This is a genomic window from Ktedonobacterales bacterium (assembly GCA_036557285.1).
Lineage (GTDB): Bacteria > Chloroflexota > Ktedonobacteria > Ktedonobacterales > DATBGS01 > DATBHW01.
Map to the genome: position 1 here is coordinate 27,120 of DATBHW010000005.1, position 16,696 is coordinate 43,815.

General features: G+C 55.6%; 13 protein-coding genes. 5 read left to right on the plus strand and 8 right to left on the minus strand.

Annotation, left to right across the window (positions count from 1 at the left end; translation table 11 throughout):
- Positions 1-27: 27 nt before the first annotated feature.
- Positions 28-1,350, minus strand: a complete 1,323-nt coding sequence (locus tag VH599_01785) for an amino acid ABC transporter substrate-binding protein (protein HEY7347021.1) — start codon at positions 1,348-1,350, stop codon at positions 28-30.
- A 415-nt stretch (positions 1,351-1,765) separates the two neighbouring features.
- Between VH599_01785 and VH599_01790 the strand changes: the two genes are divergently transcribed.
- A complete protein-coding gene (locus VH599_01790; protein ID HEY7347022.1) occupies positions 1,766-2,386 on the plus strand; it encodes a superoxide dismutase in 621 nt (206 codons plus the stop codon).
- A gap of 181 nt (positions 2,387-2,567) precedes the next feature.
- On the opposite strand, the gene VH599_01795 is transcribed toward VH599_01790, so the two are convergent.
- The 6 genes from VH599_01795 to VH599_01820 all read right to left on the minus strand — a co-directional run bounded on the left by VH599_01795 (position 2,568) and on the right by VH599_01820 (position 8,357).
- Complete coding sequence (locus tag VH599_01795) at positions 2,568-3,125, minus strand: TadE family protein (GenBank protein ID HEY7347023.1); 558 nt, start codon at positions 3,123-3,125, stop codon at positions 2,568-2,570.
- A gap of 31 nt (positions 3,126-3,156) precedes the next feature.
- Positions 3,157-3,729, minus strand: a complete 573-nt coding sequence (locus VH599_01800; GenBank protein HEY7347024.1) for a TadE family protein — start codon at positions 3,727-3,729, stop codon at positions 3,157-3,159.
- A 239-nt stretch (positions 3,730-3,968) separates the two neighbouring features.
- Positions 3,969-4,589: a 3-isopropylmalate dehydratase small subunit gene (gene leuD, locus VH599_01805; GenBank protein ID HEY7347025.1), complete on the minus strand. Its 621-nt coding sequence runs from the start codon at positions 4,587-4,589 to the stop codon at positions 3,969-3,971.
- A 25-nt stretch (positions 4,590-4,614) separates the two neighbouring features.
- A complete protein-coding gene (leuC, locus tag VH599_01810) occupies positions 4,615-6,036 on the minus strand; it encodes a 3-isopropylmalate dehydratase large subunit (GenBank protein ID HEY7347026.1) in 1,422 nt (473 codons plus the stop codon).
- Positions 6,037-6,139: 103 nt separating this feature from the next.
- Positions 6,140-7,315, minus strand: a complete 1,176-nt coding sequence (locus VH599_01815) for a 2-isopropylmalate synthase (protein HEY7347027.1) — start codon at positions 7,313-7,315, stop codon at positions 6,140-6,142.
- A 376-nt stretch (positions 7,316-7,691) separates the two neighbouring features.
- Positions 7,692-8,357: a hypothetical protein gene (locus VH599_01820; GenBank protein HEY7347028.1), complete on the minus strand. Its 666-nt coding sequence runs from the start codon at positions 8,355-8,357 to the stop codon at positions 7,692-7,694.
- Between the two features lie 885 nt (positions 8,358-9,242).
- On the opposite strand from VH599_01820, the gene VH599_01825 reads away from it, so the two are divergent.
- The 4 genes from VH599_01825 (at position 9,243) to VH599_01840 (ending at position 15,171) form a co-directional block, all read left to right on the plus strand.
- On the plus strand, positions 9,243-10,025 hold the full coding sequence (locus VH599_01825; protein HEY7347029.1) for a hypothetical protein: 783 nt from the start codon (positions 9,243-9,245) through the stop codon (positions 10,023-10,025).
- Positions 10,026-10,293: 268 nt separating this feature from the next.
- Positions 10,294-11,922, plus strand: coding sequence for a long-chain fatty acid--CoA ligase (locus tag VH599_01830; GenBank protein ID HEY7347030.1), 1,629 nt, complete (start codon positions 10,294-10,296; stop codon positions 11,920-11,922).
- A 50-nt stretch (positions 11,923-11,972) separates the two neighbouring features.
- Complete coding sequence (locus VH599_01835) at positions 11,973-13,583, plus strand: long-chain fatty acid--CoA ligase (protein ID HEY7347031.1); 1,611 nt, start codon at positions 11,973-11,975, stop codon at positions 13,581-13,583.
- A 4-nt stretch (positions 13,584-13,587) separates the two neighbouring features.
- Complete coding sequence (locus tag VH599_01840) at positions 13,588-15,171, plus strand: hypothetical protein (GenBank protein ID HEY7347032.1); 1,584 nt, start codon at positions 13,588-13,590, stop codon at positions 15,169-15,171.
- 58 nt (positions 15,172-15,229) lie between these two features.
- On the opposite strand, the gene VH599_01845 is transcribed toward VH599_01840, so the two are convergent.
- Positions 15,230-16,693: a glycosyltransferase family 87 protein gene (locus VH599_01845; GenBank protein HEY7347033.1), complete on the minus strand. Its 1,464-nt coding sequence runs from the start codon at positions 16,691-16,693 to the stop codon at positions 15,230-15,232.
- Positions 16,694-16,696: the final 3 nt, after the last annotated feature.

Here is a 16,696-nt window from a genome sequence, read left to right on the forward strand (position 1 = left end):
CCGCAGCCAGTCCCGGTGAGACAGCGCCTAGCGGCTGCCGAAAGGCGGCGTTGGGTAGATCAGTGGCGCGTTGGCGATATTGGCCGGGTAGACGGTGACGATCTTGCCATTTTGGATCTGAATGGTCGCCATCGGTTTGAAGGTGTTGGAGCCGGTAGAATCGAAACGCAGTTCACCATAAAAGGTCGTGATGTCCAGGTTCGCCAGGGCATCTCGCACCTTCTTGGGGTCAATCGATCCCGCCTGCTGGATAGCATACTGGAAGGCCAGACCGGCTGCTGTTGACTCAGCCGACTGGTAAGAAGGCTCGTGGTTATACTCCTTGACATAGAGCTGCTCATAGTTGGCTGGCGTGCTGAAGACATCAATGCCTTGATATTTCGCCTGAGCCGTCCACTGCGCGCTGCCCAGTATATCGTTGGCATCAGCGCCAAGCGCGGTAGCGAAATCAGGGGTCGCCGGGCCAACGGTGAAAGCATACAGCTTGGCGTTAATCCCTAGCTGCTTGGCCTGCTTCATCGTCACCAACGCTTCGTTCTCGTGGCCCGACCCCAGGATCATATCAGGCAAGCTGCCGCCGGGGCCGGTGGTCTTGAGAGCCGTCAGCACACCCGTCAGATCGGTAGTGTTTGCCGGGTACTGCTGGTAGTAAGTCACGGGCAGATTATGACTGTCGGCGAATGCTTTGGCCGCCTCGGCCACCTCAACAGAGAACGAATCATTGGCGAAGATGATCGCCACATTCTTTGGTGGAGTCGCCAGGGAGAGCGCCGCCTCAAGCATGACGCTCGCATACTTTTCGGCAGGGCTGAGGACACCAAAGATATAGTGGAAGCCTTTGGCGAAGATCGATTTCGCCGCGCCATTTCCCTCGACCATCGGGATTTGATACTGCTCGGCTATTGCTTCATCTTGCAGGGTAGCCGCAGTACCGTAGGGGCCGAGCAGGAAGTTTACCTTGTCCTTCGTGATCAACTGCTGTGTCAACTGGGAACTCTTGGTAGGATTGCTCTGGTCGTCATACCACTTCAGTTGCACCTGATAGTTCGTGTTCCCAACCTTGATGCCACCGTGTGCATTTATCTCCTTCGCCCAGAGCTTGTATCCCTCCAGGGTCAGGTTTCCTTCTGTGGACGTTGCTCCGGTGAGCGAGATCGGCGCTCCAAAGAGCAGCGTATTGTTCCCACCTCCGCCAGTGCTGCCGCAGCCGGCCAGTGTCCCCGAAAGAACCAACACGAACAAGGCCAGGACCGGCATGATGCCCCGACCTCGGCCAGAGGTAAGCCAGGAATGAAACCAATGCGTGGGATGAGAAGATGATGGGGATGATGCGCCGAGATAAGTTGCCATGTACCCTCCTCTGAGTAGAGTGTTACCTGCCAATCTGCTCTGGAACCTTACAATCTGAGTGTACCTGGCTATGTGTAAATACGGTGTAAGAAAATCAGCAGCGTTATAAAAATTTTGTAAACATTCATGGCAAGAGACAAGAAATTGCCTACCCATTCTTTGCAAGCCCACGCTGGGGCGCAATGTAGAGTAGAACCGGCCAGAGCGTAACCAGGCCCTTTCTCCTGCGCTCATTGAAGCAGGCACAGGATATGCGATGCGCAGAACAGAGTAGGGGAATAGAGCAGCTATCCCTCGCTTGTTGCCGTAATCTGGTGATATACTGTGTCCAGATCATCGAGGTATGTATCTGCGAACAGGCTGATGGCAGCCTCAGCGTATGACGGTACTCTGCACGAGAAAGAGGTTTCTAGTTATGGCGTTTGAACTCCCACCTTTGCCTTACGACTACACCGCGCTTGAACCACACATTGATGAACAGACGATGCGCCTGCACCATGACAAACACCACCAGGCTTACGTGACCAACCTCAACAACGCCTTGCAAGGCCAGAGCCAGTTTGAGAACCTGGCTATCGAAGACCTGATGCGCCGGATTAACGAGATACCAGAAAATATTCGCACTGCCGTGCGCAACAACGGCGGCGGGCATGTCAATCACAGCATGTTCTGGCAAATCATGAAGCCCAACGGCGGTGGCGAACCCTCTGGCGCGCTCGCTCAGGCGATCACGCAAGCATTTGGCTCGTTTGATCAGTTCAAAGCTGCCTTCAACGATGCTGGAACAAAACGCTTTGGCTCCGGCTGGGCCTGGCTGGTCCTCGACAATAGCGGAAGGCTGCAAGTCATCTCAACGGCAAATCAAGATAGCCCCCTAATGGACGGCCACTTTCCAGTCATGGGCAACGATGTTTGGGAACATGCCTATTACCTGAAGTACCAAAACCGCCGCGCCGATTATCTCAACGCCTGGTGGAACGTCGTCAACTGGGACGAGATTGCTAAACGGTACGAGCGGGCGAAAAGCGGGCGCTAAGGGCCATCCTATCTTGAGAAGGACTTCACGAGCCGACATCCCGGGGAGCAAAAAGTTAGCGCGAACCCGGCGGCTTCCTGGAAACGACTAAGTAACCATCCCTCCCGGCAAGTTTCGAGGAAAACAGCATAGCTTGCTGGAAGGGATGACTCTTAAGCGCGGCTGCACATGCCGCGCGCAGCTAGACCACCGGATTCAACTTCATTACCGTTCGATCTGTTCCTTGATAGCTGCCAGTCGCAATAAAGGCCGTCTGCCAGCTATAGGTATAGTCTATCTCTACCCCCAGCGAATCTTCGTTGGGAGGCGAAACCTGGCGTTTAGAAGGATCCCAGCTACCAGAGCTTGGTGTGGGTGGAGTGGCAGGGTTTGGGCAACCAGGATTACCTAGAAAGACCTCCTGATCCGTAGTGGGGTTCCCGTTACTGTCTGCCTTATAAATAATAATCTGCGTAACTGTCACCAGTGTCAAATTCTGCGTCGCAGCATAAACAGCCCCTAAAATGGCGCAATCCGCCCCTGGATTCGTATCTTCTTCGGCGCCAGTTCGGGCAGCCTGGCGAGTCGCATAGACGACAGCCAGATGGCTATCCAAAAGGCTGCCAAGATCAACACCGCCCGCGAGCAGAAGAAACATAATGCTCATGAGTACCGCAAATTCAACAAGAGCTTGCCCTCGTTGGCGGCGTCGTTTATCCAGGCCAGGGTGTTGCACACGCTCCACTTCCCAGGCGTCCACGACATCCTCCCTCCTTATCAAGCAGGCATCATTAAAATGTCTGTGGTTCGATGAGTTGTATAGAAACACTGGTCATCACAAACTGGCCCCGAGAAGCAGAAACAAAAGATGTCACCCAGTTATAGGCAAACGTAATGCGCACTCCCAGGTAATCGGCAGCATTGAAGGTGGCATTACGCGAAGCAGGGGGCCAGCCCAGTGTGCCAGGGCAGGGGTTGCCCTGCCCATCATAGACATCCTCGTCGGCTTGCTGGGCGCAGCTTGCCAGCGGCGCCGGGATAGAACCATTCGCGCTGGACTTGAAGATCTCGATCATCTGAATATCGCTGAACAACAGAGACGTTCCCCCTGAACTCGCGGAGAAAATCGCCTGAATGATCTTGCTGTCAGCAGCGGCATCAGTCGGCCCCAGGACCGCCCCAACACGCGCCCCTTCCCGCGCCGCAAAATTCGCCGTATTCACACTCTGAAAGAGGAAGCAAAACTCAATCGTCCCAAAGATCACCAACAAAAGCAGTGGGGCAACCAGAGCAAACTCCACCAGGCTCTGACCACGCTCGCTGCGACGCTTCTTTAGAGGGACCAGCAGGCTTTCTTTAATCATCTCTCATCCTTCGACAAGGCAGGGCTGCGTTCTGCTTCTCTCGACTGTTCGACCAGAAACGCCCTACCCGCCATGAAAATGAAAATTAGGAAGCTTTTCATGGCTTCAGTTGATAGCTCACCTCTCTGGTCGAAGGTAGGCCAGGCGCTTTGATGAGCCTGATTATAGAAACACCGTCAGGCGGCGTCAATAGCTCTCCCCAAAAAGTGCTACTTCATTGCGCGAAATGCGCCGCATGCTCAGTGCTGAATAAAAACCCAGGGGGTCTCCTGGCGGCGATGATCCTCGTAGCGCGCAATGTCATCGGCATACTGAAGCGTCCAGCCGATGTTATCAAGACCCTTCAACAACGACTCTTTCTTAAAGGCATCAAGTTGAAACGCAAAACTCTCTCCAGATGGCCTGGTGACTGTCTGACTTGGCAAGTCCACCTTGAGACGATAGCCTTCGGTTGCCTGGACTTCGCTGAAGAGGGTATCAATCTCACTCTTCTCCAACGTAAGCAGGAGCATGCCATTGTTGAAGCTGTTGTTATAAAAAATGTCGGCGAAACTGGGGGCAATGATGCAGCGGAAACCATACTCCCGCAGCGCCCAGGGCGCATGCTCACGCGACGAGCCTGCGCCAAAATTGGCGCGCGTCAGCAAAATCTGCGCGCCTTTATAGCGCGGCTGATTCAGCACAAAATCTGGATTGGGCGTGTTCTGGTTATCCAGATAGCGCCAGTTAGCGAAAATCGCCGGACCAAATCCTGTTCGACGGATAGACTTGAGATAACGAACAGGCGTTATGTCATCGGTATTGACGTTTTCGCGGTCTAACGGCGCGACAATGGCTTCAAGCGTCACAAATGGTTCCATAAATCTCTCTATCCCTCAGCGGTGGCTAGCTATCTACTCGCCAGGCGCGAATATCAACGAAATGACCGGCGACGGCTGCCGCAGCCGCCATTGCCGGGCTGACCAGATGCGTGCGGCCACCTTTGCCCTGCCGACCCTCAAAGTTACGGTTACTGGTGGAAGCGCAGCGCTCGCCCGGCGCAAGCTGGTCGCCATTCATCGCCAGGCACATGCTGCACCCCGACTCGCGCCACTCGAAGCCAGCCTCGCGGAAGATGTCGCTCAGCCCCTCCTCTTCAGCCTGACGTTTCACCGTTGTTGAACCTGGCACGACAATCGCCGTGACGCCAGAGGCAACCTTGCGCCCCTTCGCGTAGCGCGCCGCTTCGCGCAAATCCTCAATCCGTGAGTTGGTGCAGGAGCCGATAAACACGGTATCAAGGGGAATATCGGTAATGCGAGTCCCAGGCTTCAGGTCCATATAGGCCAGCGCGCGCTCCCAGGCTTTGCGCGTGCTGGGATCACCCGCCTGGGCAGGGTCAGGAACAACGCCTGTTACGTCCGTGCCCAGGCCGGGGTTCGTCCCCCATGTCACCTGGGGGGACAGATTATCAGCCCGCAGATCAACCGATGTATCATACACGGCGCCTGGGTCGGTGCGCAGCGAAAGCCAGTACCGCGCCGCCTGCTCAAACTCCGCGCCTTTGGGGGCAAAAGGTCGGCCACGCACATACTCAATTGTGCGCTCGTCCGGCGCAACCATCCCGGCGCGCGCCCCAGCCTCAATGCTCAGGTTACAGAGCGTCATGCGGCCTTCCAGCGTGAGCGCGCGCGGTGTTGAGCCGGTAAACTCGATAACATAGCCGGTACCAATCGCCGTACCATACTTCGCCATAAAGGCCAGGGCAACATCCTTGGCAAAGACCCCTGGCGGAAGCTGGCCCTCGATGCGTACTTCCATCGTCCTGGGCCGCTTTTGCAGGAGACACTGCGTAGCCAGCACATGCTCCACCTCGCTGGTACCAATGCCCATCGCAAAAGCGCCAAGCGCCCCATGCGTGGAAGTGTGCGAATCGCCACAGACAACCGTCATCCCTGGGAGCGTAATGCCTAACTCTGGCCCAATCACATGCACAATCCCCTGGCGTGGATCGTTGAAACCAAAGAAGGGCAGTTTGTACTCACTGGCGTTGCGCTCCATCGTGGCGATCATTTCAGCACTGCTCTGGTCCACAATATCTTCAACCCGGCGGCTGCGAGTCGGCACATTATGATCGAGCGTAGTAAAGGTTGCGTTGGGTTGGCGCACTGTACGCCCCGCCAGGCGGATACCCTCAAATGCCTGGGGCGAAGTCGCCTCATAGGCCAGATGACGATCAATATAGAGGATCGTAGGTTCGCCCGGCGCCTCGCGCACAGCATGAGCATCCCAGATCTTATCGAACAATGTTTTGGGTATTGCTGCCATCAAAAACTCCTTGCCAGGTTCTTCTCAGCGGTGAGAACAGTGTCCACAGTGACAACCGTGACGGGTGTGGGTCCATATGATCAGTCAGAAAGCCCTTGCCCCACTAATCTCCCGCCTCGTGCGCTGGCGCAATCGTAACGGTTTCAGCGATGCGGCGCAGGTCCATCTCCTCGGCCACACGATTCTTCGACAACAGAACCTTCACCAACTCAAATGCCTGCGTCAACTGCTCGCGCTCAAGCGTATAGCCCAGTTCGCGCATCTGGGCATCCAGGGCCGCGCGACCGGAAAGCTTGCCAACATACAGACGCCGATCAGCAGCAGTCAGTCCGACCGATTCAGGCGTCATGATTTCATAGGTTCGCGCATCTTTCAGCACACCATCCTGATGGATACCGCCGCCATGCGCAAAGGCGTTCGCGCCAACAATAGCTTTGGTCCACTGAGGCTGCATCCCGCTGAGCTTTGCCACCAACCGGCTGGTCGAGATAATCTTGGTCGTATCCACCTTGACATCCACATCCAGATCGGCGCGGCGGGTCCGAATTGCCATGATAACCTCTTCAGTTGCCGCGTTGCCCGCGCGCTCACCCAGGCCGTTGATACAGGTATCCACGCGATCAACGCCATTGCGAATGGCCTCCATTGCGTTAGCAACAGCCAGCCCCAGATCATCATGGCAGTGGGCCGAGAGCAAGATGCCGGGAAACTCGCGCTTGAGTTCGGCGATCAACTCGCCAAACTCCCAGGGGAGCGCGAACCCAACGGTATCACAAATGGTGACGTGGCGAACGCCTTCTTTCCTGACAGCGGCCACCACCTCAAAAATAAAATCATGTTCGGTGCGAGTCGTGTCTTCCAGAGCAAAATCCACGTTCTCGGTATAGCTCCGTCCTCGCGCTACCGCTGTGCGGGCCAGTTCCAACACCTCTTCTCGTGTCTTGCCGAGTTTGGCCTGCCGATGCAGCGGTGAGGTGCTGATAAACGGCTCGATGACCGGGTGCGCCGCGTCTTTGACGGCCTCCCACGCTCGATCAATATCCTGGGGAAACGCGCGGCCAATAGCGCAAATCTCCGCGGTGGCAACGTTGCGAGCAATCAATTGCACCGCTTCAAATTCGCCGGGGCCTGAGATCGGGAAGCCGCAATCGAGCGTATCAAAGCCCATATCCGCCAGCGCCTGAGCTATCTGAAGCTTTTCCGCAGGAAAATAATTGATGCCAGGTGTCTGCTCGCCGTCGCGCAGTGTTGTCTCGTAAAACTTAATGATGCGAGTCATCGTCGTCTCCTCATCATATTGCGGGCTTGTACCCCAGCCTACTTTAAGCAATTACCAGTATCGCGCTCATCGTCGCTGAAGGCCCAACTTTTCGGGGCACTAGACGTAGGCGCCAAGTTTCATCGAAGCCGCAGCTCCTACAAGTTGCCCCGCAGTGCTTGTTCGCGCTCGATAGCCCCAACCATATGCAGGCAGTTCGCAGGTCCATTATACCAGCAAGAGGACTAGAAGGGCAACTGAAGCCAGGGAACCCAGGGCCATGAAAAAGGTCATAACAGCTTCCAGCGCAAGCAGCCGATCAGCTTCAACGGCTGCTTGAAACGGGGAAGGAGACCGGCTCTATCACGAGAGACAACCCATCGCCACAAGGGAAGGCTCAGGTGGGCGCGTGATAATCTGGAAAAAGGGGGGCAAAATCGAAGCTGCGTACCTGGGCAAATCGGCTCAGCCAGTTTACGATCTCTTCATAAAGAGGGTGCGCGCGCACCGCCTGGCTCGCTTCATCAGAAGCACACCCCAGGTAGCAGAGAAAGAGCGGCTCTGCTTCTCTTGCTTCCTGGGGGCTGGTGCGGGCCAGGAAGATCTGTCCCAGCGGGGCTTCTGCCGCCAGTGTACGCAATCCGGCTATCCAACGCTGACGCATGTGGGTCTGCTGTCCGACTATCCTGCTGACCACCAGAACAATAGCATGGCGCGCCTCCACACCAGAACGGCTATACCCCCAGATATAACGGAGGAACCACTCCTCAGTCTCTCCTTCCACCTGCCCTGGAAGCGTCAGCCGGTACTGATCTGGCCTTTGTAAAGCCACGGCGCTGCCTGCGCTTTCCATCAAGTCATCTCCCTCCATCTTTCTTCCTGCTTCTGGATCCCAGGTGGTCAAGATGAGATAGGTATGCGCCTCCCCTTGACTACGGAAAAAGCGTGCGACAAGCAATTCAGGCAGCGCCGGAAGACGCTCGATAAGCCATCCTAACTCTCGTGGAGCCTTGTCAATCTGCCCAGGATAAGGGTGTATTAAAAGCGCGTGCAACGTTTCCATGAGTAAAGCATATCCTTTCGACGCTGGATAGCTGAAGCATAAAGGCCACTTATCTCCAAAGACTACCGATGGCTTCCCTCTGGGAGATATAACGGACTACTCAGAAAAATATCCGCACCTTAAATGAAAAAACTGTCAAACCACTTGGGCTTTTTCCTTCTCGACAACCTACCAAAATGAATAAACATTCAGCATTGGCGCCTATAGCTTTCAGCCGATATTCATTGATTGATGGTATGCTTTCAATGAAAGCGAGCAATGGTATGGAAGCGCCAACCCGGCTACAAGTAGAGCTAGCCTCTGCTGGCAGGCTCGAAAATCTCGGTAAACACCGCATGGAACAAGCGGAAGAGGTGGACATCAATGACTGAACTACCAGCAGATCAGCACATTACCTATCAACTGCAATACCGCAAGTGCGGTAAACCTACTTGTAGTACGTGCAAAACGAGCGTAGGTCACGGACCCTACTGGTATGCGTATTGGCGCGATGGCGCCAAACTTCGTTCAGGTTATATCGGCAAAGTTCAACCAATTGCCGTAAGATCTGCTGAAGTCGCGCAGAGAAACGCCTAGCGGCAGTCCCAATTTACCTCTACCTGGCACACACCTCTGTTCAACGACTCATGCTTCAGGTGATGTGGATCACATCCATTCTCCACATCGCCTCTTGCCCTCTTCATTGAGCCTGGTAAAACCCCTGGCTCTTCGCAGGCTTCTTCTGCCTCGCTCAATGCAATATGCGCTGGATGAGCAACCAGAATGAGTTGACACAGCCGAGCAGCCCTGCTATACTAGAAACACCTCCTCTCGTTGTTTCCTTGTGGCGCCAGGCAATAGAAGACGCTATCACCTACCCATACCCGCGAAAGAGGAGAAGAAAAAGTGACGAGCGAATCTGAAATAGCAAGCCAGAACACCCCGGAGCAAACACATGAGCTTGCAGGTGAACATACTTCGATCTCTGAAACACCACCCTGGCGCCGGCCAAACACCAGCCAGGCAACCGCCAATACGCACCGCGACCTGAATCAGATTATCGCTCGCGCCCGTGAAGAAATAAGACACCTTCGGGAAGAACTCACCAGGCATGAAGCCCAGAGCGCCCATGTAGCCCAGGAACGCGATGAAATCCAGCAGCAATATACCCATCTTTACGAAAATTTTCTAGAAGCGGTCCATCTGGCAGCGGAAGAAGACGTTCGCCAGGCTGAGCATCAACTCCGCACCACTCCACAGCGCATTCCCAAGCTTTTCGAGTCAATACAGGAAGCGATCATTGATTGGCTGACAAAGCAGCAAGCCGAGCGAGAAGCCGCGCTGCGCCAGAAGTTGGCAACCGTAGAGCAGCAGGCCGCAATCATTCGCCAGGAACTCCTTCATGAAAGAGAAACGCTCAATGCAGCACGCGAGAAGTTTGCCCTTGAGCGCCAGACATTTACTATGCACATGAAGACACGCGAAACATGGCTGCAAAATCGCTGGCTCGTCAAAGCCTGGGGGACAGCAGCCGTGATGTTTCTGGTTCTGCCTGCGCTTCAGATATACCTGGTTCTGCAAAAAGCAAGCACGTGGAACATCATCATTATTCCTACCGCCATTTGTCTGGTGCTGACCGCCCTCATAAACCTTGCGCAATCAAGGAAAAAGCCTGCCTCGAAAAAATAGCCTTGTATACAGGGAATCCCATCAAACTGGTCAGGAAAGCCAGCTTCATCAGCCGCCGGAGCGAGATTCTACGCCCCAGCCCGTCTCATCCTTGACATTTCCCAAACAACAAGCTAGAGTGATGAACATCACCACAAGCAGCCGAAAGGCTCGTAGTTCAGGCGCATATGATGCCGGACTATTCAAACAGGCTCTTTATCGTCTATCAACCAGCGAAAAGGCAGAGACTGAGGCCGACCTTCCACAGCCTCAGCTCAGGAGGTAGCACATGAACGGCCTCATGATGGATTACCCGCTTACCTTGCAACAGTCCTTCAACCGCGCAATCACCCTTTTTCCCAAACGCGAAGTAGCAACCCTGACCGAGAATGGCATCCATCGCTACACCTATGCCGATTTTGGTCAACGCGCAATGCAACTTGCTGCTGCCCTGACACAATTTGGCATCAAGCCAGGGGATCGTGTCGCCACCTTCGCCTGGAATACCTATCGCCACCTGGAACTCTATTTCGCCGTTCCTTGCATGGGCGCCGTTCTTCACACGCTCAACATTCGTCTCTTCGCCGACCAGATCGCCTACATTGCCAACGATGCCGAAGACCCCATCATCTTCATTGACGGCGATCTTATCCCCCTGCTAGAGCCACTGGCCGAAAAACTTCCCACTGTGCGCCAATACGTCATTATGGGCGAACCATCCGCCAAGGCAACAGGGAAACTTTCGCCAGCCATTGACTATGAAGAGTTCCTTGCCAGCGGCTCAACCGACTATGACTGGCCGAAGCTTGACGAGAATATGGCCTGCGCCATGTGCTACACATCAGGCACCACAGGTAATCCAAAGGGCGTGGTCTACAGCCATCGCTCCACCTACCTGCACTCTCTTGCCACAACGCAAGCCGATACCCTTGCTCTCTCCGAGCGCGATACCCTCCTTCCAGTCGTACCCATGTTCCACGCAAACGCCTGGGGACTGGCCCACGCCGCGCCGATGATTGGCGCCAAACAAGTCTTCCCTGGCCGTTTCATGGACCCGGCCAAAATCGCCCACCTCATCGCTGATGAGCGGGTCACGCTGGCCGCAGGCGTCCCAACCATCTGGATCGGCTTGCTGCAAGTCCTCGCCAGAGAACAAATTGACATGTCCAGCGTAACTCGCATTCTGAGTGGTGGCTCTGCCGTCCCGCTTGCCTTGATCGAAGGGCTACAAAAATACAACCTGAATATCGTCCACGCCTGGGGTATGACCGAAATGTCGCCCCTGGGTACACTGGGCCATCTCAAGAAGGAATACCTGAGCCTTTCCAACGAGGAGCAGAATCGTATCCGTACCAAACAGGGCTTCCCCGTTGCCGGTGTTGACATCCGAGTAGTCGATCTTGCTACCGGCCAGGAACTGCCCTGGGACGGCCAATCATTCGGCGAACTCCAGGTGCGCGGCCCCTGGATTGCGCAAGCCTACTATCACGACGAAGATAGCGCCTCCAAGTTCGTAGATGGCTGGTTCCGCACTGGCGATGTAGTCACCATAGACGAAGAAGGCTATATTCAGGTTTTGGACCGCACGAAAGATCTGGTCAAGTCCGGTGGCGAATGGATCTCCTCTATCGAACTTGAAGGCTTAATCATGGGCCATCCCAAAGTGCTAGAAGCCGCCGTAATCGCTGTGCCGCATCCAACCTGGCAAGAACGCCCGGTGGCATGCGTCGTGCCGAAACCAGAGTTCAAAGATCAAATCACCAAAGAAGAAGTCATCGAATATCTAAGGCCGCGCGTTGCCAAGTGGTGGCTGCCTGATGAGATTCTCTTCATCGAAGCAGTACCGAAGACGAGCGTAGGCAAGTTCGATAAAAAAGTCCTGCGCACTCAGTTTGCAGGAATTACCCTCTCCGTGTAAGAGAGGGCTAACGTGCCAGGGCTAACCCCTGGCGCTGAGGGGAAAGCCACATGCAATCACCCACATCTGGCACAAGGCTCTCTCTAGGGACCACCTTCCTGGGCGTAGCTCGCAGCCGCGCCCAGGAAATTGCCCTTTTCTTCGAGGGTCATCCCATCTCCTACGGCGATCTTGCCCGCCAGAGCGAGGGTTTTGCTGCGGCTCTGCGCCTGCGCGGCATTCAACCAGGAGATCGGGTAGCCATCCTCCTGCCCAACTTCCCGCACTTCCTGCCGGCCTACTTCGGTACAATGCGAGCGGGAGCTATCGCCATTACTATGAACCCCACCTACCGCCCGCCAGAAATCCGGCATATCTTCACCGATGCGCAGGTCGCTGCGGCGGTCGTGTGGTCTGATGTTCTGCCTCTGGTCCAGCAAGCCATAGGTGAAGACGCCTATCCCCGTCTGCTCATCTCTGTATCCCTGCCCACCAGTGAAGGGGATACCGCTGCCCCATCAAGCGCGCCAGCAGGGGCCGCCCATGTTGAAACGATCGGCTTTGAGCAATTTCTAGGAGAGGCCGCTGCTGCCATTGCCACAGGCAAAGCGCCAGAACCAATTGCCGAACCAACCCCGGATGATGTGGCTGTCATCCTCTATACCTCCGGTACCACCGGCAGGCCCAAGGGAGCGATGCTCACCCACCGCAACCTGCTCTCCAACGCCCAGGCCATCATCCAATTAGCAGACCTGACCCCCAATGATGTATTGATGAGCGTGCTGCCCCTCTTTCACGTTTTTGGCTCAACGGTCTGTATGGTTGCCCCATTGCTGGCTGGCGCGCCGATTGTCCTCGTGCCTAGATTCGACCCAAGACGCTTATTACCAACCATCCAGCAGCACAAAGTCACTATCCTGGCCGGAGTCCCATCTATGTATGCGCTCCTGCTCAGAACACCATTGGCGACACAGGATATTTCCTCTTTACGGCTCTGCGTTTCTGGTGGCGCAGCACTACCAGGCGAAATCCTGCGTGCCTTCAAGGACAAGTTTGGCATTCCACTCATTGAAGGCTATGGCCTCACTGAATCGTCACCCGCAGCCGTCTTCAACCCGCCCAGGGGTGTCCAGAAAGCAGGCTCCATTGGGCTGCCTATCCCTGGCGTTGAAGTCCAGGTCCACGACACCAGAGACCAGCCGCTTCCTGCCGGGCAGATTGGAGAGATCGCCATTCGCGGTCCAAACGTCATGAAGGGTTATTACAATTTACCAGAGGCCACCGCGCAAACTATTCGCAGCGGCTGGTTGTATACCGGCGACCTTGGCTATCAGGATGAAGACGGCTATTTCTTCATCGTTGACCGCGCCAAGGACGTCATCATCAAAGGCGGCCTGAACGTCTATCCGCGTGAGTTAGAAGAGGTCTTGATGGCTCATCCCAATATTGCCGAAGCGGCGGTTGTGGGCATTGGTGATGCCGTGAAAGGCGAATCCATCAAAGCCTGCGTCACGCCACGCGAAGGGCAAGAACTGACGCGGGAAGAAGTCATCGAATACATGCGCGAACGAGTCGCGCCCTTCAAAGTCCCCAACCTCGTCGAATTTTACACACTGCCAGCAGGACTCCCCAAAAATGCCACCGGGAAAGTGCTGAAGACCGAACTGCGCCAGGGGAAATAAGGATTTGGACCTGCTCCTCCAGAAACTCCAGCAGTTTTTTCGGGAGCGATCTATCGAATGCTATCTGGTAGGGGGGTCTCTGCGTGATCTGCTGCTCGGCCAGCAGCCTCAAGACCTTGATCTTGCGGTACGCGGCAATCCAGAGCCGGTCGCCCGCGCGCTGGCCGATGAACTCAAAGGGCGCTATATTGCCCTGGGTCTGGAAAAAGGCGTAAAGCGTGTTATCCTCCATAAGAAACCGTACAGCAGGTTCATCATTGATATTGCGCCCCTGCATGGCGAACAGATTGCCGATGACCTCTCTCAGCGCGACTTCACCATCAATGCCCTGGCGCTCTCCCTGGAAGAAGCCGCTGCGCTAACGACATTACCCACCCAGCAGCAGAAACCCGCGCCCCTCATTGACCCATTCAATGGATGGCGCGATCTTCACGCCAGCACATTACGGGCAGTGCAGCCGGGCGTTTTCCAACATGACCCGCTACGTCTGCTGCGCGCTATTCGTTTAAGCGCCAGACGCCAGCTATCCATCGAGCCATCTACCGCCAGCCTCCTCCACCGCGACGCGCCGCTGCTCATCCGAGTGACTCCTGCGCGTATCCGCGACGAACTCCTTCAGATGACGAGCTTGCCCAACGTCGCAGAAGCTATTCGTATGCTGGCTGCATATCAATTGTTCCCTGCAATCTTTCCTGCCTTCTATGACTCAGGCAACCAGGTTGATTGTTCCAAGAACTGGAGTCCAGACCGAAGCGCCTGGTCAACACTAACCTGCATGGCAAAGCTAATATCCGCATCGCAAGGAGAGGCCGCTTCACTGACACAGATAGAGCAGCAGATACTTGCTCCTCTCCTTCGGTTGAGCAACAGGCCGGCCTTCAAGAAGCGTTGGAAAAAATCTCCAGGTGGAGCGCATCCCCGCTCAGTCCTACATCTTCAAGCAGCATTGCTATCCGCTCTCCTCCAGGCAGGAGGAACGCCAACATCTCACCTGGAAGGAAACACAGCAAGCCCCCACCCACCAGAGCAGCTACGGTTGATCGCGGCTGCATTAAAACGACTGACTATGGGGCGGCGAGCCACTGCTTTTATCGTTTTCTTGCTTCAGGAAGGCTTATCTCCCTGGAAGGTGGAGCCTCGGCCCCAGGCTGGGAGCAGCGAACCCTGGATAGCGGCCCGACATTATTTTGAGCGATTCGGCGAGCGAGGGGTAGACCTCGCCTGCTTCTGCCTCGCGCTTCAGATGAGCGCCCCCCAGCAGGAGCCTCCAGATGGCGGCTGGCTGGCGCAGGTTCAAATACTTACTGACCTCATCGAAGCTTACCATTATGAGCGCGATTCCATCATTCCCCCTTCCCTCATTGACGGGCAAACGATCATAACGCGCCTGGACTTCATGAAGGGGGCAGCCATAGGAGCCTTACTGGCACAAGCGCGTAAAGCTCAGCTTGATGGGATCATTCAGACCAGAGCAGAGGCATTACAATTCATTGCGGATCATGCTTCTTCTTCCAGAGGAAGCGTACAGCAGGAAGTATCTGGCATCGGCCAGAACAAGAACTCGGCGCTAAAACAGTCGAGCGAGTGAGCAGAGAGTACTTTATGGCCCTGGCCTGCTCACTCGCCCGATTGTCATACCGACACGGCTAGATGATTTGACTGCGCTGCTGGGCAAGATACGTATGTTGCTCAGAGAGCGGTATCGCTCTTCCCCTGTAGGAGTCGAAAGACGCTGGCATCTGCTGCCAGGAGCGCGCGCCTGATTCGACTGCCCAGCCCAACGAAAGATTCGGCAATGTTCTGGTAATAATCCGATTGGCCGATCTTACCCCAGGAACGAACCGCCGCATCCGTCCACCAAGCAAGAGGGCAAAACTCGCCAGGATCGCCCCATTGCGCAGCACAAGCGCCAGAATCCCAACCCACTGCCCTGCCAGCAATTGCGGCCAGACCACCGTCTCCAACTGGCCCAGCAGCAGCGCCCCCAGCAGCGTCAAGACAAAGATAGACTGGCGTCGGCCCTCGAAGCGAACCATCGCCGCCAGCGGCAGAATCGCCAACAGATAATGACCTGGCAGCGCCCGAAACGTAATCATAAAGGCAAGCATCACCAGCAGCGTAGTCCTGACCAGCGCAGTATCACGCTCTTCAGGCCGCGCCTTGATGGAACGGTAAAACCGCCAGTAGAGCCAGCCGATGAGAATAACTCCCAAAGGAACGGCAAGCGTATCTACCAGCGAATTAAGCGGAGAAAGAATATCCCGCGAAAGGTCGGCTGGATTCGCGTAGCTTGCTGTGGCAAGGCCAAAGAGACGCCCACCCAGCAGCAGCAGCCCCGCATACATACTCTCAATCTCTACGCCACGATCTACATGATAGATAACCGCGTGGAGAAGAGGCTGCCAGCCAGCCATCAGAACCAGCGGCGCCAACACCGCAGCGCCAGATGCCAGAGTTGCGCGCAGCCCTTCATAGAGGCCACGATAGCTCGCGCGCCCCTCCATCAATTGGTAGAGAACGAACAAAGGCGCAAGCGCCAGAGGAAAGCCCTTGGTCAGCGTTGCCAGCACTAACATCACCCAGGCAAGACCATTCCGCCGACGAATAAGGGCCACCACAGCAATCATGCAGAAGGTTCCGGCAATCAGATCGAACTTCTGCGCAATGGCCCCGCTGGCCGCCACAAAGCTTGTATAAAGTAGACCGGAATAGAGGCCGGAGCGATCCCCTGGTATCAGCCCTTTTGCCAGACGAATGACCAGGAACAATGTCAACAGATCAAGCGCCATCATCTCCAGCGCAAAGCTCGCGCCATAGCCCCATTCGGTGAGCGGCCCCGCATGCGCCAGACCCGGCAGAATAATGAAGAGCATCCCAAGTGGCGGATATTCGACAGGGAAATTGCGATATGGCAGTAAGCCATCCGAGATGCGCTGCGCATAGAGAAAGAAAGCATCATCAGGGTAATGATGCCCAAGCATCACATTGAGCAGATAGATCAGCCGCGTCACCAACCAGAGCGCTATCATAAGCACCCAACCCGCGCGCCCATCTAGCGAGCGCAGTCTGAGTAAGGGCGTCTCCATTGAACGAGGAGCCAAAACTGCCATTCC

What these genes read in the sequence shown, in the direction of transcription:
- VH599_01785 (HEY7347021.1), bottom strand. Translation starts at nt 1,350, where the DNA reads ATGGCAACTTATCTCGGCGCATCATCCCCATCATCTTCTCATCCCACG.
- VH599_01790 (HEY7347022.1), top strand. Translation starts at nt 1,766, where the DNA reads ATGGCGTTTGAACTCCCACCTTTGCCTTACGACTACACCGCGCTTGAA.
- VH599_01800 (HEY7347024.1), bottom strand. Translation starts at nt 3,729, where the DNA reads ATGATTAAAGAAAGCCTGCTGGTCCCTCTAAAGAAGCGTCGCAGCGAG.
- leuD (HEY7347025.1), bottom strand. Translation starts at nt 4,589, where the DNA reads ATGGAACCATTTGTGACGCTTGAAGCCATTGTCGCGCCGTTAGACCGC.
- leuC (HEY7347026.1), bottom strand. Translation starts at nt 6,036, where the DNA reads ATGGCAGCAATACCCAAAACATTGTTCGATAAGATCTGGGATGCTCAT.
- VH599_01815 (HEY7347027.1), bottom strand. Translation starts at nt 7,315, where the DNA reads ATGACTCGCATCATTAAGTTTTACGAGACAACACTGCGCGACGGCGAG.
- VH599_01820 (HEY7347028.1), bottom strand. Translation starts at nt 8,357, where the DNA reads ATGGAAACGTTGCACGCGCTTTTAATACACCCTTATCCTGGGCAGATT.
- VH599_01830 (HEY7347030.1), top strand. Translation starts at nt 10,294, where the DNA reads ATGAACGGCCTCATGATGGATTACCCGCTTACCTTGCAACAGTCCTTC.
- VH599_01835 (HEY7347031.1), top strand. Translation starts at nt 11,973, where the DNA reads ATGCAATCACCCACATCTGGCACAAGGCTCTCTCTAGGGACCACCTTC.
- VH599_01845 (HEY7347033.1), bottom strand. Translation starts at nt 16,693, where the DNA reads ATGGCAGTTTTGGCTCCTCGTTCAATGGAGACGCCCTTACTCAGACTG.